The sequence below is a fragment of the Klebsiella sp. GB_Kp047 genome (assembly GCF_040065235.1).
Classification (GTDB): Bacteria; Pseudomonadota; Gammaproteobacteria; order Enterobacterales; family Enterobacteriaceae; genus Klebsiella; species Klebsiella quasipneumoniae.
In genome coordinates this window covers 164,547-185,606 of record NZ_JBEAJG010000030.1, presented here as the reverse complement: position 1 = coordinate 185,606, position 21,060 = coordinate 164,547, and the positions used below count along the sequence as shown (strand labels likewise).

Below are 21,060 nucleotides of genomic sequence, written 5' to 3'. Positions count from 1 at the left end.
TTATTAGTCAGGAAATATCAGCGGATTTTCAAATAATTAGCAAGGGTTATAATATTCCGGCCCGGCAACAGGCAATAAAAAGCCCGCCAGCGGCGGGCTCGTGAGCGTCAGATGAGCTTACTCAGCCGTGGCGCGTACCGGCGGCGGCGTATGGTAGTGGGCATCCGCTTCAGCGAAGCGCTGCTGCATGCTGGCTGACGGCGCTTTATCCAGCAGGCTAAAGACCACAATCCCGATGCTGCCGAAGACAAAGCCCGGAATAATTTCATACAGGCCCAGCCAGCCAAACTGCTTCCAGACGATCACGGTCAGGGCGCCAATCACCATCCCGGCCAGCGCGCCGTTACGGGTCATACGCGACCACATCACCGAAAACAGCACCACCGGGCCAAAGGCGGCGCCGAAACCGGCCCAGGCATAGCTCACCAGACCCAGCACGCGGTTCTCCGGGTTGGCCGCCAGGGCAATGGCCACCAGGGCAACCACCAGCACCATCATACGGCCCACCCAGACCAGCTCTTTCTGACCGGCGTTTTTGCGCAGGAAGGCTTTATACAGATCTTCAGTAATCGCGCTGGAGCAAACCAGCAGCTGACAGCTCAGGGTGGACATCACCGCCGCCAGAATCGCCGACAGCAGGATCCCGGCAATCCACGGGTTAAACAGGATTTGCGCCAGCTCGATAAACACGCGTTCGGCGTTCTGGTTAACCGCGCCCGCCAGGCTCGGGTTGTTATTGAAGTAGGCGATGCCAAAGAAGCCGACGGCCACCGCCCCGCCGAGGCAGAGGATCATCCAGGTCATACTAATGCGACGCGCGTGGACGATGCTGTGGTGCGAATCCGCCGCCATAAAGCGCGCCAGAATATGCGGCTGACCGAAATAGCCCAGTCCCCAGCCCATCAGCGAAATAATCGCCACGAAGTTCAGCCCTTTCAGCATGTCGATATTTTCGATGCTCTTCTGCTTAATGACTTCCAGCGAATCGCCAAAACCGCCGACGGATATAATCACGATTACCGGGGTAAGGATCAGCGCGAAAATCATCAGGCTGGCCTGCACGGTATCCGTCCAGCTGACGGCGAGGAAGCCGCCGACAAAGGTATAGATAATTGTCGCCGCCGCGCCGGCCCACAGCGCGGTTTCATAACTCATGCCAAAGGTGCTTTCAAACAGACGCGCCCCCGCCACAATTCCCGAGGCGCAATAGATAGTAAAGAACAGCAGAATAACCAGCGCCGAAATAATTCTCAGCACCCGGCTTTTATCTTCAAAACGGCCGGTAAAATAATCAGGCAGCGTCAGGGCGTTATTATTCACCTCGGTATGCACGCGCAGGCGCCCGGCGACCAGCTTCCAGTTAATCCACGCCCCCAACGTTAAGCCGATGGCAATCCAGCTTTCGGAAATCCCGGAGAGGAAAATGGCACCCGGCAGGCCCATCAGCAGCCAACCGCTCATGTCCGAGGCGCCGGCGGAAAGCGCGGTCACAAATGGCCCCAGACTCCGCCCCCCGAGAATATAATCATCAAAGTTTTTGGTCGAACGCCAGGCAATAAACCCTATCAATACCATACCAAAAATATAAACAATAAATGTCACCAGCATCGGTGTGCTAATAGCCATGCAAAGTCTCCAGAATTTTTATCGACAGCGTCCAACTTCGTCGTTTTTTTCCACTACCGGAACGGGGTAATGGCGCATTGTTTAATTGGGCGACCGTATCCTGACGGAAGCTTCGGTTTTTCACAAACGATTTAACACAGCATTTACACGAAAATCCGACGGCGCAAAACGTCAATTTGCGAGAGGTTGCACTCTCTCACGTTTTTAAAGGTTGCACCAAACAAAAGTGTTAACTCACGCATACAAATACCCTATGAGCCCGGGGTTAAAATTCTGCTATTTTAGGCATTATTTTTAACAAATCCGCCATTTCACGGCTTTCGTCACAAGCCATAATTAACATGGTTGCACAAAGTTGCAACATAGTGGATATTTCCATGCAACCGCATAAGCTAACGATAAATGACAGGAGTTTTGAGCATGGGCACCACCACCATGGGTGTTAAGCTTGACGACGCAACCCGCGAGCGCATTAAGTCCGCCGCGAGCCGCATTGACCGCACGCCGCACTGGCTGATTAAGCAGGCCATCTTCAATTATCTGGAAAAACTGGAGAACGATGAGACGCTGCCCGAGCTACCGGCGCTGCTCTCCGGGGCCGCCAACGAAAGCGATGACGCCAGCGTATTAACGGAAGAGCCGTATCAGCCGTTCCTCGAGTTCGCCGAGCAGATCCTGCCGCAGTCGGTAAGCCGCGCGGCGATCACCGCCGCCTGGCGTCGCCCGGAAACCGACGCGGTGCCGATGCTGCTGGAGCAGGCCCGACTGCCGCAGCCGCTGGGCGAGCAGGCGCATAAGCTGGCGTATCAACTGGCGGAAAAACTACGCAACCAGAAGACCGCCAGCGGCCGCGCCGGCATGGTGCAGAGTCTGCTGCAGGAGTTCTCCCTCTCCTCACAGGAAGGGGTGGCGCTGATGTGTCTGGCGGAAGCCCTGCTGCGTATTCCGGATAAAGCTACCCGCGATGCGCTAATCCGCGACAAAATCAGCAACGGCAACTGGCAGTCGCACATCGGCCGCAGCCCGTCGCTGTTCGTCAACGCCGCCACCTGGGGGCTGCTGTTCACCGGCAAACTGGTCTCCACCCACAACGAAACCAGCCTCTCCCGCTCGCTGAACCGCATCATCGGCAAGAGCGGCGAACCGCTGATCCGCAAGGGCGTGGATATGGCGATGCGACTGATGGGCGAACAGTTCGTCACCGGGGAAACCATCGCCGAAGCGCTGGCCAACGCCCGCAAGCTGGAAGATAAAGGTTTCCGTTACTCTTACGACATGCTAGGCGAAGCGGCCCTGACCGCCGCCGACGCCCAGGCCTATATGGTCTCTTATCAGCAGGCGATCCACGCCATCGGCAAAGCCTCTAACGGCCGCGGCATTTATGAAGGGCCGGGCATCTCCATTAAGCTGTCGGCTCTGCACCCACGCTACAGCCGCGCCCAGTATGACCGGGTGATGGAAGAGCTCTACCCGCGTCTGAAATCGCTGACCCTGCTGGCGCGCCAGTATGACATCGGCATTAACATCGACGCCGAAGAAGCGGACCGTCTGGAGATCTCTCTCGACCTGCTGGAAAAACTGTGCTTCGAGCCGGAGCTGGCGGGCTGGAACGGGATTGGCTTCGTGATTCAGGCCTACCAGAAGCGCTGTCCGTTTGTCATTGATTACCTGATTGACCTCGCCACCCGCAGCCGCCGTCGCCTGATGATCCGTCTGGTGAAAGGCGCCTACTGGGACAGCGAAATCAAACGCGCGCAGATGGAAGGTCTCGAAGGCTATCCGGTCTACACCCGCAAGGTTTACACCGACGTCTCCTATCTCGCCTGCGCGAAAAAGCTGCTGGCGGTGCCGAACCTGATTTATCCGCAGTTCGCCACCCACAACGCCCATACCCTGGCGGCTATCTACCAGCTGGCGGGCCAGAACTACTACCCTGGCCAGTATGAGTTCCAGTGCCTGCACGGCATGGGCGAACCGCTGTACGAGCAGGTGGTGGGCAAAGTCGCCGACGGCAAACTGAACCGGCCGTGCCGGATCTACGCCCCGGTGGGCACCCACGAGACGCTGCTGGCGTATCTGGTGCGTCGTCTGCTGGAGAACGGCGCCAATACCTCCTTCGTCAACCGTATTGCGGACAATACCCTGCCGCTGGACGAGCTGGTGGCCGACCCGGTCAGCGCGGTAGAAAAACTGGCGCAGCAGGAAGGCCAGGCCGGCCTGCCGCATCCGAAAATCCCGCTGCCGCGCGATCTCTACGGCAGCGGCCGGAGCAACTCCGCCGGTCTGGATCTGGCTAACGAGCATCGTCTGGCCTCCCTCTCCTCTTCCCTGCTCAACAGCGCCCTGCATAAATGGCAGGCATTGCCGATGCTGGAGCAGCCGGTAGCCGAAGGCGAGACGCAGCCGGTAGTCAACCCGGCTGAGCCAAAGGACATTGTCGGCTACGTCCGCGAAGCCAGCGATGACGAAGTGCAGCAGGCGCTGACCAGCGCTATCAACAACGCGCCAATCTGGTTCGCCACCCCGCCGCAGGAGCGCGCCGCCATTCTCGAGCGTGCCGCGGTGCTGATGGAAAGCCAGATGCCGACCCTGATGGGGATCCTGGTGCGCGAAGCGGGTAAAACCTTCAGCAACGCCATCGCCGAAGTGCGCGAAGCCGTTGACTTCCTCCACTACTATGCCGGCCAGGTGCGCGACGATTTCGATAATGAAACCCACCGTCCGCTGGGTCCGGTGGTCTGTATCAGCCCGTGGAACTTCCCGCTGGCGATCTTCACCGGGCAGATTGCCGCCGCGCTGGCGGCCGGCAACAGCGTGCTGGCGAAACCGGCCGAGCAGACGCCGCTGATCGCCGCCCAGGGCGTGGCGATCCTGCTGGAAGCCGGCGTGCCGCCAGGGGTGATCCAACTGCTGCCGGGCCGCGGGGAAACCGTCGGCGCCGCGCTGACATCCGATGAGCGCGTGCGCGGCGTGATGTTCACCGGCTCCACCGAAGTGGCCACCCTGCTGCAACGCAATATCGCCAGCCGCCTCGACGCTCAGGGACGCCCGACGCCGCTGATCGCCGAAACTGGCGGGATGAACGCGATGATCGTCGACTCGTCGGCGCTCACCGAGCAGGTGGTGATCGACGTCCTGGCCTCCGCATTCGACAGCGCCGGCCAGCGCTGCTCCGCCCTGCGCGTCCTCTGCCTGCAGGAAGAGGTAGCCGACCACACCTTAACCATGCTGCGCGGCGCGATGAGCGAGTGTCGCATGGGCAATCCGGGCCGCCTGACCACCGATATCGGTCCGGTTATCGATGCAGAAGCGAAAGAGAATATCGAACGCCATATTCAGACGATGCGCGCCAAAGGCCGCACCGTCTATCAGGCGGTGCGCGAGAATAGCGAAGACGCCCGCGAATGGAACCACGGGACCTTCGTGCCGCCGACGCTTATCGAACTCGACAGCTTTGACGAGCTGAAAAAAGAGGTTTTCGGCCCGGTGCTGCACGTGGTGCGCTATAACCGTAACGAGCTGGATAAACTGGTGGAGCAGATTAACGCCTCCGGTTACGGCCTGACCCTCGGCGTGCATACCCGCATCGACGAGACCATCGCCCAGGTCACCGGCAGCGCGAAGGTGGGCAACCTGTACGTCAACCGCAATATGGTTGGCGCCGTGGTCGGCGTGCAGCCGTTCGGCGGCGAAGGGTTGTCCGGTACCGGTCCAAAAGCCGGCGGCCCGCTGTACCTTTACCGTCTGCTTTCCAGCCGTCCGCAGGGCGCCGTTGGCGTGACCTTCGCCCGCCAGGATGCAGAGCGTCCGCTGGACGCCCAGCTGAAAACGCTGCTGGAAAAACCACTGCAGGCGCTGCAGCAGTGGGCGGCGGGCCGACCTGAGCTGCAGGCGCTGTGCCAGCAGTACAGCGAGCAGGCGCAAAGCGGCACCCAACGCCTGCTGCCGGGGCCAACCGGCGAGCGCAACACCCTGACGCTGATGCCCCGCGAGCGCGTGCTGTGCGTGGCGGATAATGAGCAGGATACGCTGATCCAGCTGGCGGCTGTGCTGGCGGTCGGTTGTGAAGTGCTGTGGCCGGACAGCGCCCTGCAGCGCGATCTGGCGAAGAAACTGCCGCGGGAAGTCAGCGAGCGGATCCGTTTTGCCAAAGCGGATCAGTTGCCCGGTCAGGCCTTCGACGCGGTTATCTATCACGGCGATTCCGACCAGCTGCGCGAGCTGTGCGAGCAGGTGGCGGCGCGCGACGGGGCGATTGTCTCCGTGCAGGGCTTCGCCCGCGGCGAAACCAATCTGCTGCTGGAGCGGCTGTATATTGAGCGTTCGCTGAGCGTCAACACCGCGGCGGCAGGCGGTAACGCCAGCCTGATGACCATCGGCTAACCCGGGCCCCCCGGTGGCGCTGTGTTACCGGGGCTACATAACACCGTAAAGGGTAGCCCGGATAAGGCGTTGTGCGCCGCCATCCGGGCTATCTGCGATGCGATCAGCTAATGACAGCCGACGTCAGCTGTGCTTAATTAGGGCTCCCTGACGGGAGCCTTTTTTATGGGAGCAGAACAATGAAACGCATGTTATTTGCCGTGGCGGCCCTGCTGGCCAGCGGCGCGGCGCTGGCGGACGAGTGCAGCAACGCCAACACCCAAACCGAAATGAATCAGTGCGCGGCCGCGCAGTTTCAGGCGGCCGACAAAAAACTGAACGACACCTGGCAGCAGGCTCTGCAGCGGGCGGCGGGTAAACAGCAGACATTACTGAAGCAGGCGCAGCAGGCATGGATCGCCCTGCGCGACGCCGACTGTGCCTTCCTCGCGTCCGGCGCCGAAGGCGGCAGCATGCAGCCGATGCTGCTGAGCCAGTGCATGACCGATAAGAGCGTGGAGCGGGAATCTTTCCTCGCCTCGCTGCTGCAGTGCGAGGACGGCGATCAAAGCTGCCCGCTGCCGCCGGCCAATTAACTAACGGACGCGAATGCCTTCGATAATCATCCGCTGGACATTATCGACCGTTTGCTCAAAAAAGGCCGCGTCCTGCAGCGTGGCGCCGGTGACCGCCTCTACCTGGGTGGCGAAGTCGGCGTAATGCTGGGTAGTGGCCCAGATCATAAAGATTAAATGCTGCGGATCGACCGGCGCCAGCTTGCCGCGGTCGATCCAGCCGGAGACAATCGCCGATTTCTCATCGACCAGCGCTTTCAGATCCCCGGTCAGCTCACCCATCAGCAGCGGCGCGCCCTGCAGCATCTCAAGGCAGAAGAGCTTCGAGGCCTGGGGGTGATCGCGGGACACCTCCAGCTTCAGGCGAATATACTCGCGGATCGCCACCAGCGGGCTGATATCCTCGCGAAAGGCCTTCAGCGGCGCCAGCCAGATGGCGAGGATCTGCTGCAGAACGGCCACGTACAGCGCCTCTTTCGAAGGGTAGTAATAAAGCAGATTGGTTTTCGACACCCCGGCACGCTCAGCTACCTGCTCCAGCCGCGTACCGTGAATACCAAATTGCGAAAATGCCTCCAGCGCGGCGGCCAGGATGGCCTCCTTTTTGGCGCTGACCGCTTGTGAACGTTTGCCGTTTTTCTTCACCGCGCCCTGTGCCATACATCCTCTCCTTCAGTTGACGCCACCAGCATAGCAAAAGCCCTTCGCCGACACGACCCCATGCACCCTGATTGCGCATGACTGCCGTTTTTTCGTGCACTGATTTTGACCATCCAGTCCACTTTTTTATCGTCCTTTTTAGCAACCCAATAGCAACACATTAATAACATTAGCATTTATAAAACTGGCATCGCGTTTGCTTTACCTGTTCTGCGAGGTGGTCCAGGGAGAGGCAGGATGCCGCACCACCGCAACCCATCTTCCATGACTGTAGAGAGGTAGGTATGAAAATTGGTGTTTTCGTTCCCATTGGCAACAACGGCTGGCTGATCTCCACCCATGCCCCGCAGTATATGCCGACCTTCGAACTGAATAAGGCTATCGTGCAGAAAGCCGAGCACTACCATTTCGACTTCGCGCTCTCCATGATCAAGCTGCGCGGCTTCGGCGGGAAAACAGAATTTTGGGATCACAACCTGGAGTCCTTCACCCTGATGGCCGGCCTGGCCGCGGTGACCTCGAAGATCCAGATCTACGCCACCGCCGCCACCCTGACGCTGCCGCCGGCGATTGTCGCCCGGATGGCCTCCACTATCGATTCCATCTCCGGCGGCCGGTTTGGCGTCAATCTGGTGACCGGCTGGCAAAAACCGGAATATGACCAGATGGGCATGTGGCCGGGGGATGACTATTTCGCCAGCCGCTATGACTATCTCACCGAATACGTTCAGGTGCTACGCGACCTGTGGGGCACCGGGCGCAGCGATTTCAAAGGCGATTACTTCACCATGAACGACTGCCGGGTCAGCCCGCGCCCTTCGCAGCCGATGAAGGTGATCTGCGCCGGGCAGAGCGACGCCGGCATGGCCTTCTCCGCCCAGCACGCGGACTACAACTTCTGCTTTGGCAAAGGGGTCAACACGCCGACGGCCTTCGCGCCGACCGCAGCGCGCATGATGCAGGCGGCGGAAAAAACCGGCCGTGACGTAGGCTCCTATGTGCTGTTCATGGTGATCGCCGACGAAACCGACGAAGCGGCGCGCGCCAAATGGGAGCACTACAAAGCGGGCGCCGATGAAGAAGCGCTGGCGTGGCTCACCGAGCAGAGTCAGAAAGACACCCGCTCCGGCAGCGATACCAACGTGCGCCAGATGGCCGACCCAACCTCGGCGGTCAATATCAACATGGGCACCCTTGTCGGATCGTATGCCAGCGTCGCCCGTATGCTTGATGAAGTAGCGAGCGTGCCCGGCACCGACGGCGTGCTGCTGACCTTTGATGATTTTCTTGCCGGCATTGACGCCTTTGGCGAACGCATTCAGCCGCTGATGCGCTGCCGGGACCACATTGCTCCTGTTACCCGTGAGGTGGCCTGATGATTACCCTTCCCGCTCGCCCGGAATCCCTGACCTTCGCGCCGCAGCAGAGCGCGCTGATTGTTGTCGATATGCAGAACGCCTACGCCAGCCAGGGCGGCTATCTGGATCTTGCCGGCTTTGACGTCTCCGCCACCCGGCCGGTTATCGACAATATTAATACCGCCGTCGCCGCCGCCCGCGCCGCGGGCATGCTGATTATCTGGTTCCAGAATGGCTGGGATGACCAGTATGTTGAAGCCGGCGGCCCGGGCTCGCCGAACTACCACAAGTCCAATGCGCTGAAAACGATGCGTCAGCGCCCGGAGCTGCAGGGCAAGCTGTTGGCGAAAGGCGGCTGGGATTATCAGCTGGTGGACGAACTGACGCCGCAGGAAGGCGACATCGTGTTGCCGAAACCGCGCTACAGCGGCTTCTTTAACACCCCGCTCGACAGCATTTTGCGCAGCCGCGGTATACGCCACCTGGTGTTCACCGGGATCGCCACCAACGTCTGCGTCGAATCGACGCTGCGCGACGGCTTCTTCCTCGAATACTTCGGCGTAGTGCTGGAGGATGCCACCCATCAGGCCGGCCCGGCCTTCGCCCAGCAGGCGGCGCTGTTCAATATTGAAACCTTTTTCGGCTGGGTCAGCGACGTCGAGAGCTTCTGCCGCGCGCTATCCCCTGCCACCCCGCTGTCTTTAGCCAAGGAGAAACGTTATGCCTAAACAGGTGATCATTCCGCCAGGCACTACCACGCCGATTGCCCCCTTTGTTCCGGGGACGCTCGCCGATGGCGTGGTCTACGTCTCCGGCACTCTGCCGTTTGATAAGCAAAATAATGTGGTGCACATCGGCGACCCAAAGGCGCAAACCCGCCACGTGCTGGAGACCATCAAGAGCGTTATCGAAACGGCGGGCGGGAGTATGGCGGATGTGACTTTCAACAGCATCTTTATCACCGACTGGACAAATTACGCCGCGATTAACGAGGTTTACGCCGAGTTTTTCCCCGGCGATAAACCCGCGCGCTTCTGCATTCAGTGCGGTCTGGTGAAGCCCGATGCGCTGGTGGAAATCGCCAGCGTCGCCCATATCGGCACCCCGACATGATGAGGCTCAATATTGCTCCAGCCCCATGGCCCGGCGCGCCGGTGGTGGTCCTCAGCGCCGGTCTGGGCGGCGGCGGCGGCTACTGGCTGGCGCAGCGCGCGGCGCTGGAGGAACAGTATCAGCTGGTGAGTTATGACCATAACGGGACCGGGGAGAACGCCGGTCCGCTGCCCGCCGACTACAGCATGGCGACGATGGCCGGAGAGCTGTTCAGCGCTCTGCAGGCGGCGGGGATCGCCCGATTCGCGCTGGTGGGCCACGCGCTGGGGGCGCTAATTGGCCTGCAGCTGGCGCTCGATCGCCCCGAGGCGGTGAGCGCCCTGGTGCTGGTCAACGGCTGGCTGTCGCTGTCGCCGCACACCCGCCGCTGCTTCCTGGTGCGCGAGCGTCTGCTGCATGCCGGCGGCGCGCAGGCGTGGGTCGAAGCACAGCCGCTGTTTCTCTACCCGGCGGAATGGATGGCCGCGCGCCTGCCGCGCCTCGAAGCGGAAGATGCGCTTGCCATCAGCCATTTTCAGGGCAAGGAGAACCTGCTGAAGCGGCTGCAGGCCCTGAAGCAGGCTGATTTTTCGCGTCGCGCGGCGGCCATCGCCTGCCCGACGCTGATTATCAGCGCCGCTGACGATCTGCTGGTCCCGGCCTCCTGCTCCCGCGTGCTGCAGACGGCTATCTCCGGCAGCCAGCACGTGGAAATGCCATGGGGCGGCCATGCCTGTAACGTCACCGACGCCGATACCTTTAATACCATTTTACGCGACGGGCTGGCCGCTATGCTGCCGGTCGCCACGGAGACCCGATGAACGACGCGATAAACCAGACGGCCTGCGAGACGCTGTTTACCCAGGCCCGAACCCACAACGGCTGGCTGGATAAGCCAGTGAGCGATGCGCAGCTGCAGGCAGTCTGGGACCTGATGAAAATGGGGCCGACTTCCGCCAACTGTTCGCCGGCGCGCATCGTGTTTGTGCGCAGCGCGGAAGGCAAAGAGAAACTTCGCCCGACGCTCTCCAGCGGCAATCTGCAAAAAACCATGCAGGCGCCGGTGACCGCCATCGTGGCGTGGGACAGCGCCTTTTACGACCGGCTACCGACCCTCTTTCCCCACGGTGACGCCCGCAGCTGGTTCACCTCCAGCCCGCAGCTGGCGGAGGAGACCGCGTTTCGCAACAGCTCCCTGCAGGCGGCATATCTGATTTTCGCCTGCCGGGCGCTGGGTCTCGACACCGGGCCAATGTCCGGCTTCGACCGGGAAAAAGTCGATGCGGCGTTTTTCGCCGACAATGGCTGGAAAAGCAACCTGCTGGTGAACATCGGCTATGGCGACCCCGGCAAACTGTACGGCCGCCTGCCGCGTCTGTCCTTTGATGAAGCCTGCCTGCTGGCATAAGGAGTTTACGATGGAGTTAGCGGACAAAGCGAGTTTCCGTGACGCCATGGCCCACGTCGGCGCCGCGGTTAACATTATTACCACCAATGGCCCGGCGGGCCGGGCGGGATTTACCGCCAGCGCGGTCTGCAGCGTGACCGACACCCCGCCGACCCTGCTGGTCTGCCTGAACCGCTCGGCCTCGGTGTGGCCGGTGTTCAGCGAACATCACACGCTGTGCGTCAATACCCTGGCGGCGGGACAGGAGGCGCTGTCGACGCTGTTTGGCGGAAAAACGGCGATGGACGAGCGCTTTGCTGCCGCCGACTGGCAGACCGGCGCCACCGGCTGCCCGCGGCTGGAGGCGGCGCTGGTCAGCTTTGACTGCCGCATCGACCAGCGCGTCAGCGTCGGCACGCACGACATCCTGTTTTGTCACGTCGTGGCCATTACCCGTCACCCGGAACCCCGGGGTCTGATGTGGTTTGACCGCGGCTATCACACGCTTATGCGACCCGCTTGTTAACCTCTAACCCGGGATATCATCATGGCACTCTTCGATTTTCCTCGCTGGAAGCTGACCTCCCCCGCCGCCGAATCCGGCGTCGTCGCGCCCGATGAACGCTTATCGGCCGGGCAAACGCTGGTGATGGGCGTGCAGCACGCCGTTGCGATGTTCGGCGCGACGGTGCTGATGCCGTTGCTGATGGGGCTCGACCCTAACCTGTCGATACTGATGTCGGGGGTCGGCACCCTGCTGTTCTTTGTCGTCACCGGCGGACGGGTGCCGAGCTATCTTGGCTCGAGCGCCGCCTTTGTCGGGGTGGTGATCGCCATTACCGGCTTTAATGGCCAGGGACTCAACCCTCATCTGAGCGTCGCCCTTGGCGGGATCATCGCCTGCGGGCTGGTCTACACCCTGATCGGTCTGGTGGTGATGAAGATCGGCACCCGCTGGATCGAGCGCCTGATGCCGCCGGTGGTGACCGGGGCGGTGGTGATGGCTATCGGCCTGAACCTGGCGCCGATTGCTGTGCGCAGCGTGTCCGCCAGCGCCTTCGACAGCTGGATGGCGGTGTTGACCGTGCTCTGTATCGGCATAGTCGCGGTATTTACCCGCGGGATGCTGCAGCGTCTGCTGATCCTGGCCGGCCTGATCGTCGCCTGCGCGCTGTATGCCCTGCTGGCTAACGGTTTTGGCCTCGGCAAACCGCTGGACTTCTCCCCCCTCGCCCAGGCGGCGTGGTTCGGGCTGCCGCACTTTACCCCCCCATCCTTTAACGGCCAGGCGATGATGTTGATTGCCCCGGTCGCGGTGATCCTGGTGGCCGAGAATCTCGGGCACCTGAAGGCCGTCGCCGGGATGACCGGGCGCAATATGGATCCGTACATGGGGCGCGCCTTCGTCGGCGACGGTCTGGCGACCATGCTCTCCGGCTCGGTGGGCGGCAGCGGGGTCACGACCTACGCGGAGAACATCGGCGTCATGGCGGTGACCAAGGTCTACTCGACGCTGGTGTTTGTCGCCGCGGCGCTGATTGCCATGCTGCTGGGCTTCTCGCCGAAATTCGGCGCATTAATCCACACCATTCCCGGGCCGGTGATCGGCGGCGCCTCGATCGTGGTCTTTGGCCTGATCGCCGTCGCCGGGGCGCGGATCTGGGTGCAAAACCGCGTCGACCTCAGCCAGAACAGCAATCTGATCATGGTGTCTGTGACCCTGGTGCTGGGCGCCGGCGATTTCGCGCTGTCGCTGGGCGGCTTTACGCTGGGCGGGATTGGTACCGCCACCTTCGGGGCGATCCTGCTGCACGCGCTGCTTCATCGCGGGACGCGGGAGGCGAAGGAGGCCAGAGTAACGCCGGTTTAAGCCACATTAGCGCGGCGTTGGCGCAGGGAGCGGGTGGGCCGGATAAGGCATTTATGCCGCCATCCGGCCTGCCGGGAACGTCTCAGCGATGTTGAGGCCGTCAGCACCGGCAGTTTCAGTCGCGCAAGTGGTTAAATTAATAACAGGTCGTACGAACGTAGGCCGGGTAAGGCGCAGCCGCCACCCGGCGAAATCATGGATACCGTGCCTGATATCTTGCCAGGCGGCGCTACGCTTGCGCGGGCCTGGAGACGATCAGAGCCGGACGAGCAGGCCAGCCAGGCTAAGCGCCGCTGTAAGATCAGAAGCGTAAAATTACGGCTCGCGACGATCGACCAGCTCCGGGAGCGGCTGCGCATCGTCATTCGTTGACAACTTCGGCGGCGGTTTGCGCTTCCACTTCAGCTCGCTCACCAGCACTCCCGCGAGGATAAAGAAGCAGCCAAGGAGGGCCAGCAGCGGCAGACGCTCGCCGGCCAGCCGGCCAAAAATACCGGCCCATACCGGTTCGCCGGTATAGATCAGCGTGGCCCGCGTCGGCGAGACGCTGCGCTGCGCCCAGTTCATGGTCACCTGAATGATCGCGCTGAAAATGCCCAGCCCCAACGCCACGCCGAGCAGCGTCGGCGTCAACGGCGGCACCGACTCACCGGCCGGCTTCATGGCAGCGAAAGCCACCAGCGACGCGGTCGCCAGCTGCACCACCGTCACCCGTCGGACATCCACTTTTCCGGCCCAGGCGCTGATAAGGATAATCTCCGCGGCGATCGCCAGCGCACTCGCCAGAGTGATCATCTCCCCCACGCCAAGCGCCAACAGATTGTTTTCCGGCCCGGCCAGCAGGATCAAACCGATAAAGGCCAGCACAATCCCCACGCAGGACATCACCCCCGGCATACGCCCCAGGCACAGCCACTGCAGCAGCGGCACCAGCGGCACATACATCGCCGTGATAAAGGCAGACTTGCTGCTGGAGATCGACTGCAGCCCCCAGGTCTGCAGGCCATACCCCAGCGCAATCGCCACGCCAATTGCCACCCCCGCCTTCACCTCCAGCCACGTCAGGCCGCGCAGGGTGCGGAGCGAGAGCAGGCCCACCGCCAGCGCGGCGGTCGCGAAACGCAGGCCGACAAAAAACAGCGGCCCACTGAGGCTGACCGCATACTGCACGGCAAGGAACGTCCCTCCCCAGAACATGGTGATCATGATAAGGAGCGCTTCCTGGCGGCTAACGGAGAATTTTAACGAAGACATAAGACAGCCATGACGATAAACGGGCGACCAGTGTGCAATCGGCCCGGCGGGAGCGCAACCTCCGACAGCTAAAAAAAACCGCCGGCAGATGCCGGCGGCGAGGGCGATGCGGTTGGGTCGGGGAGATTAACACCGCATCAAAGAGAACAGTGCCAGTCGCGCGTTAACTCTCACGACTTCCATGACTGTTTTTACCCCCTTTTTTGCCAGCCTCTGAGGCGCGCTGAGGGTCATTTTTAAAATTCCCCCCGCTATGCTGGCCACCTTTACGTCCTGCTTCTGATGCTCTTTCACGGTCTTCTGCAAAGTTGCCAGAACCGCCACGATGGTTTGCCATTACTGACCTCCATTAGGTTAGACATCATAGTGCATTACGCGGGAGCGGCGACGCCGCTGTTCTGCCGCGTATCTATAAGGTTAGTGAATGACTGCCGCTGACGATGGCAAATGTCACATTCAGAAACAAAGCCTGGCGAAAAAAATCCCCTCGCGCCGCCTGATGGCGCTAACCTGCTCTGCTGCCGAAGAAAAAATAGTCAGCAAAAAATGTATCCTGATGCTACATCCTCGCCGCACCGGCCAGTATAACGGAGGCATCGCTTCCCGCTTCTCAGCCGCTCAGGCCGCGCTGCGCAAGGAAAAGTAAATAATGTTTTGTCATTTTGTTATAAATCAAATAAATGCCCGTTGGATTTGCACTCTTCGGCAGAGGCTTTATCTTTAAAGGTACCAGCTATTTGGCTGGCTTATAATGCAACCGAGGAGTGATGGAAATGGCTAAAATTCTGGTGCTTTATTATTCCATGTATGGACACATTGAAACCATGGCTCACGCCGTCGCCGATGGGGCGAACCGGGTGGACGGCGTTGAGGTGGTTGTGAAGCGCGTGCCGGAAACCATGCAGGCAGAAGCGTTTGCCAAAGCAGGCGGGAAAACGCAAAACGCGCCTGTCGCCACGCCGCAGGAGCTGGCTGAGTATGACGCCATCATCTTTGGTACCCCGACTCGTTTCGGCAATATGTCCGGACAAATGCGCACCTTCCTCGATCAGACCGGCGGCCTGTGGGCATCCGGCGCGCTGTACGGTAAGATCGCCAGCGTATTCAGCTCAACCGGCACCGGTGGCGGCCAGGAACAAACCATTACCTCCACCTGGACGACGCTGGCCCACCACGGGATGATCATCGTCCCAATCGGCTACGGCGCACAGGAGCTGTTCGACATCTCCCAGGTCCGCGGCGGGACGCCTTATGGCGCCACCACTATTGCCGGCGGCGACGGCTCGCGTCAGCCAAGCGAGGAAGAGTTAGCCATCGCCCGCTATCAGGGTGAACATGTCGCCAAACTGGCCGTTAAACTGCACGGCTAATCTTCCGCAGGAGGAGCACTATGCCAACTCAAGAAGCAAAAGCACATCGCGTCGGCGAATGGGCAAGTTTACGTAACACCTCGCCGGAGATCGCCGAGGCGATTTTCGAAGTTGCCCACTACGATGAAAAACTGGCTGAGCAAATTTGGGAGGAAGGCAGCGACGAAGTGCTGGCGCTGGCCTTTGCCAAAACCGATAAAGATGCGCTGTTCTGGGGTGAACAGACGATTGAGCGTAAAAACGTATAGGGTGTTTATCCCTGCTGAGTCTCACCCTAACCTGCTAAAAACCCGGATTGCTCCGGGTTTTTTCATTATTTCGCCGCCTCGTTGATCACCTTTTTAAAGGTCTCCAGCGGGCAGAATCCCTGGTCATCGACCGGGCAGCCGTTAAGCGCCAGCGTGACCCGCTGCGGCGGGGTCTGTAACGTCAACGGGTCGGCATTACGCAGCTGCTCAGTGCTCTGATAGACATACTCAATCTTCATCAGATCGCGGTTGCTGCCGCTGTCGTGCCAGCGCTGAAACAGCAGTTTGCCGCCGATAGGCGTGCGCTCGTACTGGCCAGGAAGTTGATAGGGCTTAAAGTCCAGCGCCGTCAGCAGTGAGGCGATATTCGAGTCGTGTCCCACCAGCAGGGTGACTTTCGCCTTGCTGGCTCCCTCGCCCACCAGCGCGTTATCGATATATTTAACCAGCGGTTTGGCCACATTTTGCGCCACTGCCGTCGAGGTAAACAGACTATCCTGGTAGCCGTTTTTCAGCTTCGACAGCACCTGCCACTGCTTATCGCTGGTGATCTCCCCCCACGCCACCTGATCTTTCGGGAAGCCTTCATAGTATTGCAGGGTGAAGGCGTCCACCAGCGAGTTGCCCACCTTCAGCGGCCCGGATACCCCCGGCTCCTGCTGATAACCGGCGCTAAAGGTATCTTTACCCTCGCTCAGGGAACAGACCTGCTTCTCTTTGCAGGAGGGCGAGTTGCGGTAATCGATCATTGTCTCCAGCAGCTTGTAGCTCTCGGTCAACTGCATCCCCTGGCGCTCTTTTTCCATCGCCTGCAGCGCTTTCTCGCGAAACGCCGGGGAGTCGTCGGTGATAACCGGGTTGAAGGTCGGGTCCATGGTGCCCATCTGCGGCTGATGATGCACCGCAATGCCGCAGCCCGGGAACGCGCCGGTGATAAAGAACTGCGCAGTGGCGACGGTGCGCTGCAGGCTGTTAGCGTAGGCGTAAACGGCGTTTTCCGGCGGGCACTCCCCGCTGGTCACCAGCTTCTGTTGCGCCAGCCATTCGCGCATATAGTGGCCCATATACACCTCCAGCACGCCTCCCTTGGTGGTCAGCTGGCCGCCCGGCACATCCCACTGCGGCCAGGCTTTGGCGGTGGACTGCTCCAGCACGCTGCCGTTATTGGCCAGCGGCGCGCGAAGGTTATGACGACTCATGATCAGCACCTGCTGCAGCTGATACCCCTCTGGGGCGGCCGTGTCCTGCGCCTGGGCGCCAGCGGATAACATGACCGCGCCGGCTACGGCGGCGGCGAGTAGACGTATTTTCATCCCTTCATCCTTAGTCATTTATTATCATCGGGTTAATTGTGACGGATTTAGGCCATTTTTCCTGGCATTCGCTCGCAAACTTAGACCGGAGCCGAAAATTTCCTCTGCCGGCCAAATAGTTTTATAATGAAACAACTAACCTGGAGGCTTTCGTGAAACGTACCCGTCTGGAAAACAGCTGCTGTCCTGTCGCCCGCTCCCTCGACGTTATCGGCGACTGGTGGTCGCTGCTTATCGTCCGTGATGCCCTCCGCGGGGTACGCCGTTTTAGCGAATTCCAGAAAAACCTCGGCATTGCCAAAAATATGCTCGCCGGGCGGCTGAAAATGCTGGTGGATGAAGGCATCCTGCGCCTGCAGCCGGCCTCCGACGGCAGCGCCTGGCAGGAGTATGTCCTGACCGATAAGGGCCGCGCCCTGCAGACCGTGCTGGTCGCCCTCTCCCAGTGGGCGGACGACTATCTGTTCGACCCGGACGAACCGGCGACGCGGCTCATTGACCGCCAGCAGCGCCAGCCCCTGCGTAAGCTGGTCCTGCAGGCGGCGGATGGCCGTGAGCTGGCCCCGACGGATATCACCATCGCCGTTCCGCTGAACGACTAAACGCGGCCCGCGGCAGGCAGAAATAAAAAAAGCCCGGCAAAATAGTTGCATTATTAAACCAAGTATCTCATGCTGAATTTGGTTTAATCATGCAACCTTTTAAGAGGCAATACTCATGTCCCAGTCATCGCACACTGCTTTTATCACCGGCGCTTCCTCAGGTATCGGCGCGATCTATGCCGAACGACTTGCCGCCCGCGGCTACGATCTGATCCTCGCCGCCCGTCGTGAAGATCGGCTGCAGGCGCTCGCCGGGCAACTGCAGGCACGCTACGCCATCCGGGCCAGCATCCTCAAGGCCGACCTGAGCGAGGAGCAAGGCATTGAAGCCGTGGAGCAGCGTCTGCAGCAGGATCCCGCCGTTGACCTGTTCATCAACAACGCCGGGACGGCAAAAATGGCGGGCTTTCTCGCCAGCACGTCGCGCGAGCACCAGGCGATTCATACGCTCAACACCACCGCGCTTCTGCGCCTGAGCTATGCCGCGCTGGCCGCTTTCACTCCCCGGGGCCGCGGAACGCTGATCAATATTGCCTCTATTCTTGCGCTGCATACGCTGCCGGGCAGCGCGGTCTACAGCGCCAGCAAAGCCTGGGTGTTGAGCTTTACCCGTGGCCTGCAGGATGAGTTCGCCGACAGCGGCGTGCGTATTCAGGCGGTATTGCCGGCGGCGACCGCCACCGATCTGTGGCCGACCTCCGGCGTGGCGCTCGACGCCCTGCCCACCGGTACGGTAATGACCACCGAGGATCTGGTTGACGCCGCTCTCAAGGGACTCGAAATGGGGGAAAAGGTCACCTTACCGCCGGTGCATGATCTGGGACTGTGGGAGGCTTTCGAGCAGACGCGACTGGCGCTGTTTACCAGCGCGCGAACCGGGCAACCGGCGCCGCGGTATCGCTAATTCGCCCCGGCGGCGGGCATTATTCCGGCAGCGGAACCGCCGCCAGGGTACAGATCGCCTCGTGCTCCCCGCCGCGGCGATCGGTGATCACTACCTTATCGCCCGCTTTTTTGCCTTCACAGGGTTTCAGGACCTGCTCCACGATCCGCTCGCGGCTCGCCTGACGTTCATTTTCAGCCTGACTGGCGAAGGCCGTCAGCGCCAGCGCCACGCCCAGCAGGCTGAGGGTTGTCTTATACATGTCTTACTCTCAGATCATTCTTATTCGCGGTCAGCGTAACCCGTTGCTGGCCGCACTTCTGTAAAATCACTTAACGGAGTGTTACGCCATTTCAGCTGAAAGCCAGGCTGTCACATTCCTGCGGGAAATATTTTATCACAACCCCGACAGCAGTTATTCTCGCGATGAGGCGTCATCTTTCAGACATATCCCGATGTTATCTTCACACAGAGCCCTGTATCTTTTTCCCTTTCTAAACAGAATATTAGGTTGGTCTATGTCGGGTCTTATTCTCTTTATCGTCGCGGTGGCGCTGCTGGGCGTCGCCATCTACAGCCTGGTGTCGTACCTCAAAGAGCGGCGCGCCAGTCAGTTACCTGTCCATAAAAAGAAGAAATAATACCTTCCGTTCTCCGCCGTTTTCTGCTGATTGCTTTACCATCCTGTACTGTCCCTTACCGAACCAAAAACAAAGGCAGGCCTGCGGGCCTGCCTTCGTTCGGTTTCAGCGTCAGGTTCTAGGACTCCCAGGCCTGCTCCGCCTTGGCGGCATCGAACTGCGGCGGCGGTTTACGGAAGCGTCGGGTCAGATAAGCCAGATACAGCAGACCAAGCGCCGCCCACACCAGGCCGAGCGTCAGGGAAGTGGCCTCGAGGTTGATCCACAGCACCCCTACCGTCAACGCCCCGACCATCGGCAGCAGCAGATAGTGCAGTCGATCCTTCCAGGTTTTGTTGTACCCCTTGCGACGCCAGAAGTGGTTGAACACCGACAGGTTAACGAAGGTGAAGGCCACCAGCGCGCCGAAGTTAATTAACGCGGTGGCGGTCACCAGGTCGAAGAACAGCGCCGACAGCGCGACGATACCCACCATAATCACGTTCAACGCCGGGGTGCGCCATTTCGGATGCACATAGCCGAAAATGCGCTCCGGGAAGACGTTATCGCGACCCATCACGTACAGCAGACGGGAGACGCTGGCATGGGACGCCAGGCCGGACGCCAGGGTGTTAACAAAGGTGGTGCAGAGGAATATTGACTGGAACAGCTTACCGCCCACGTACAGCGCAATCTCCGGCAGCGCGGCGTCCGGGTCTTTAAAGCGATGAATATCCGGGAAAAACAGCTGCATAAAGAACGACGCGACGATGAAAATAATGCCGCCGTACATCGCGGTGAGAAAAATAGCCTTCGGGATCACCCGCGCGGCGTCAGGCGTCTCTTCCGACAGTGTGGTCACGGCGTCGAAGCCGAGAAACGAGAAGCAGACGATGGTCGCCCCGGTAATAATCGGGATCAGATGCGCATTCTGACTGATAAACGGCTGCAGCGACCAGACGGTCCCTACCCCCTCGCCTTTGTGCAGCCCCTGAACCACCAGAATGACGAATACCACCATAATCGAGATCTGCACCAGCACGAACAGGGTGTTGAAGTTCGCCACCAGATTAACGCTTTTCAGGTTTGCGGCGGTCAGAATGGCGACAAAGGTCACCACCCACACCCATGGCGGCACCTCAGGGAACAGCGCCGAGAGATAGATCTTCGCCAACAGGACGTTGATCATCGGCAGGAACAGATAATCCAGTAGCGAGGACCAGCCGACCATAAAGCCGACGTGCGGACTGATGGATTTTTGCGCGTAGGTGTAGGCGGAGCCGGCTTCCGGGAACTGGCGCACCAGTTTGCCGTAGCTGATGGCGGTGAACAGCACGCCAGCCAGCGCCAGCAAATACGACGCCGGGACGTGGCCGTTGCTGATACCGGAGACGATGCCGAAGGTATCAAACACCGTCATCGGCGTCAGATAGGCCAGCCCCATCATCACCACTTGCCAGAGTTTGAGGGATTTACGCAGACGCGGTCTGCCCGCCTGAGCGGCGTTATGCGCAGGAAGATTAATAGCCATCGCCCATTCCCCCCTTGCGGATAACAGTTTGCGGACACAACGTTCGCGTGACAAACCTGCTTAGCAAGGGGATAAGGCATAAATAAAAGGGTAAGACGGACCGGTGAGCGGTTGCTGGCTGGCATCCAATGCGGCCTGAGCGGCCTCCCTCTCCCTGCGGATATTTGAACATCTGCATCATCTCATTTCCTCGTCACACACTGTGTCGTTAACTGAAGCCCCGTTGCCGCCTGCGCTCCTTAACGCGACATCCGGGAAATGGCTGGGCTCCCAGCAAAAAGGACGACCAGGCTCCGCTCAGGCCGTATG

General features: G+C 60.4%; 22 protein-coding genes. 15 read left to right on the top strand and 7 right to left on the bottom strand.

Annotated elements, in window-relative coordinates:
• Positions 1–117: 117 nt before the first annotated feature.
• On the bottom strand, positions 118–1,626 hold the full coding sequence (gene putP / locus ABLV76_RS12685) for a sodium/proline symporter PutP (RefSeq protein ID WP_004147889.1): 1,509 nt from the start codon (positions 1,624–1,626) through the stop codon (positions 118–120).
• Positions 1,627–2,046: 420 nt separating this feature from the next.
• On the opposite strand from putP, the gene putA reads away from it, so the two are divergent.
• Both putA and ABLV76_RS12675 read left to right on the top strand, forming a co-directional pair.
• Positions 2,047–6,009 (top strand): trifunctional transcriptional regulator/proline dehydrogenase/L-glutamate gamma-semialdehyde dehydrogenase, encoded by a 3,963-nt coding sequence (putA, locus tag ABLV76_RS12680; protein ID WP_282861499.1) that lies wholly within the window; start codon positions 2,047–2,049, stop codon positions 6,007–6,009.
• Positions 6,010–6,188: 179 nt separating this feature from the next.
• Positions 6,189–6,584, top strand: coding sequence for a lysozyme inhibitor LprI family protein (locus ABLV76_RS12675; RefSeq protein WP_023317894.1), 396 nt, complete (start codon positions 6,189–6,191; stop codon positions 6,582–6,584).
• On the opposite strand, the gene rutR is transcribed toward ABLV76_RS12675, so the two are convergent.
• On the bottom strand, positions 6,585–7,223 hold the full coding sequence (rutR, locus tag ABLV76_RS12670; RefSeq protein WP_004204508.1) for an HTH-type transcriptional regulator RutR: 639 nt from the start codon (positions 7,221–7,223) through the stop codon (positions 6,585–6,587).
• 284 nt (positions 7,224–7,507) lie between these two features.
• Here rutR and rutA point away from each other — a divergent pair, with 284 nt between their 5' ends.
• From rutA to rutG, 7 genes are read left to right on the top strand one after another with little or no spacing between them, the layout of a single operon-like run.
• Positions 7,508–8,599: a pyrimidine utilization protein A gene (rutA, locus tag ABLV76_RS12665; protein ID WP_004204507.1), complete on the top strand. Its 1,092-nt coding sequence runs from the start codon at positions 7,508–7,510 to the stop codon at positions 8,597–8,599.
• Complete coding sequence (gene rutB, locus ABLV76_RS12660; protein ID WP_004204506.1) at positions 8,599–9,309, top strand: pyrimidine utilization protein B; 711 nt, start codon at positions 8,599–8,601, stop codon at positions 9,307–9,309. Before rutA ends, rutB begins: the two co-directional genes overlap by 1 nt.
• Positions 9,302–9,694: a pyrimidine utilization protein C gene (rutC, locus tag ABLV76_RS12655; RefSeq protein ID WP_004204505.1), complete on the top strand. Its 393-nt coding sequence runs from the start codon at positions 9,302–9,304 to the stop codon at positions 9,692–9,694. Before rutB ends, rutC begins: the two co-directional genes overlap by 8 nt.
• Complete coding sequence (gene rutD, locus ABLV76_RS12650; protein WP_049093322.1) at positions 9,691–10,494, top strand: pyrimidine utilization protein D; 804 nt, start codon at positions 9,691–9,693, stop codon at positions 10,492–10,494. Before rutC ends, rutD begins: the two co-directional genes overlap by 4 nt.
• On the top strand, positions 10,491–11,081 hold the full coding sequence (locus ABLV76_RS12645; RefSeq protein WP_017901103.1) for a malonic semialdehyde reductase: 591 nt from the start codon (positions 10,491–10,493) through the stop codon (positions 11,079–11,081). The genes rutD and ABLV76_RS12645 overlap by 4 nt, the downstream gene beginning before the upstream one ends.
• Before the next feature lie 10 nt (positions 11,082–11,091).
• A complete protein-coding gene (gene rutF, locus ABLV76_RS12640; RefSeq protein ID WP_004204502.1) occupies positions 11,092–11,586 on the top strand; it encodes an NADH-dependent FMN reductase RutF in 495 nt (164 codons plus the stop codon).
• Positions 11,587–11,607: 21 nt separating this feature from the next.
• Positions 11,608–12,930, top strand: coding sequence for a pyrimidine utilization transport protein G (rutG, locus tag ABLV76_RS12635; protein WP_348878341.1), 1,323 nt, complete (start codon positions 11,608–11,610; stop codon positions 12,928–12,930).
• Positions 12,931–13,245: 315 nt separating this feature from the next.
• On the opposite strand, the gene ABLV76_RS12630 is transcribed toward rutG, so the two are convergent.
• The gene (locus tag ABLV76_RS12630; protein ID WP_348878340.1) at positions 13,246–14,184 is read right to left on the bottom strand and encodes a DMT family transporter; all 939 of its coding nucleotides are present in this window, start codon (positions 14,182–14,184) and stop codon (positions 13,246–13,248) included.
• 163 nt (positions 14,185–14,347) lie between these two features.
• A complete protein-coding gene (locus tag ABLV76_RS12625) occupies positions 14,348–14,521 on the bottom strand; it encodes a general stress protein (protein WP_002898708.1) in 174 nt (57 codons plus the stop codon).
• Positions 14,522–14,608: 87 nt separating this feature from the next.
• On the opposite strand from ABLV76_RS12625, the gene ABLV76_RS12620 reads away from it, so the two are divergent.
• The 3 genes from ABLV76_RS12620 to ABLV76_RS12610 all read left to right on the top strand — a co-directional run bounded on the left by ABLV76_RS12620 (position 14,609) and on the right by ABLV76_RS12610 (position 15,802).
• On the top strand, positions 14,609–14,830 hold the full coding sequence (locus tag ABLV76_RS12620; RefSeq protein WP_004204497.1) for a hypothetical protein: 222 nt from the start codon (positions 14,609–14,611) through the stop codon (positions 14,828–14,830).
• Positions 14,831–14,957: 127 nt separating this feature from the next.
• On the top strand, positions 14,958–15,554 hold the full coding sequence (gene wrbA / locus ABLV76_RS12615; RefSeq protein ID WP_002898704.1) for an NAD(P)H:quinone oxidoreductase: 597 nt from the start codon (positions 14,958–14,960) through the stop codon (positions 15,552–15,554).
• A 20-nt stretch (positions 15,555–15,574) separates the two neighbouring features.
• A complete protein-coding gene (locus ABLV76_RS12610; RefSeq protein ID WP_008805934.1) occupies positions 15,575–15,802 on the top strand; it encodes a YccJ family protein in 228 nt (75 codons plus the stop codon).
• Between the two features lie 65 nt (positions 15,803–15,867).
• Here ABLV76_RS12610 and agp read toward each other — a convergent pair whose 3' ends face one another.
• Positions 15,868–17,115: a bifunctional glucose-1-phosphatase/inositol phosphatase gene (gene agp, locus ABLV76_RS12605; protein ID WP_023317888.1), complete on the bottom strand. Its 1,248-nt coding sequence runs from the start codon at positions 17,113–17,115 to the stop codon at positions 15,868–15,870.
• Positions 17,116–17,267: 152 nt separating this feature from the next.
• Between agp and ABLV76_RS12600 the strand changes: the two genes are divergently transcribed.
• Together ABLV76_RS12600 and ABLV76_RS12595 are read left to right on the top strand one after the other, a co-directional pair.
• Positions 17,268–17,717 carry a helix-turn-helix domain-containing protein gene (locus ABLV76_RS12600; protein ID WP_064794430.1) on the top strand — a complete coding sequence of 150 codons (450 nt, stop codon included), beginning with the start codon at positions 17,268–17,270 and terminating at the stop codon, positions 17,715–17,717.
• A gap of 115 nt (positions 17,718–17,832) precedes the next feature.
• Positions 17,833–18,621 carry an SDR family oxidoreductase gene (locus ABLV76_RS12595; protein WP_282861525.1) on the top strand — a complete coding sequence of 263 codons (789 nt, stop codon included), beginning with the start codon at positions 17,833–17,835 and terminating at the stop codon, positions 18,619–18,621.
• Between the two features lie 19 nt (positions 18,622–18,640).
• Here ABLV76_RS12595 and ABLV76_RS12590 read toward each other — a convergent pair whose 3' ends face one another.
• Positions 18,641–18,862 (bottom strand): hypothetical protein, encoded by a 222-nt coding sequence (locus ABLV76_RS12590; RefSeq protein ID WP_004201478.1) that lies wholly within the window; start codon positions 18,860–18,862, stop codon positions 18,641–18,643.
• 256 nt (positions 18,863–19,118) lie between these two features.
• On the opposite strand from ABLV76_RS12590, the gene ABLV76_RS12585 reads away from it, so the two are divergent.
• Positions 19,119–19,241: a small membrane protein gene (locus tag ABLV76_RS12585; protein ID WP_002898600.1), complete on the top strand. Its 123-nt coding sequence runs from the start codon at positions 19,119–19,121 to the stop codon at positions 19,239–19,241.
• 118 nt (positions 19,242–19,359) lie between these two features.
• On the opposite strand, the gene ABLV76_RS12580 is transcribed toward ABLV76_RS12585, so the two are convergent.
• Positions 19,360–20,751: an APC family permease gene (locus tag ABLV76_RS12580; protein ID WP_023289089.1), complete on the bottom strand. Its 1,392-nt coding sequence runs from the start codon at positions 20,749–20,751 to the stop codon at positions 19,360–19,362.
• Positions 20,752–21,060 lie beyond the last annotated feature (309 nt).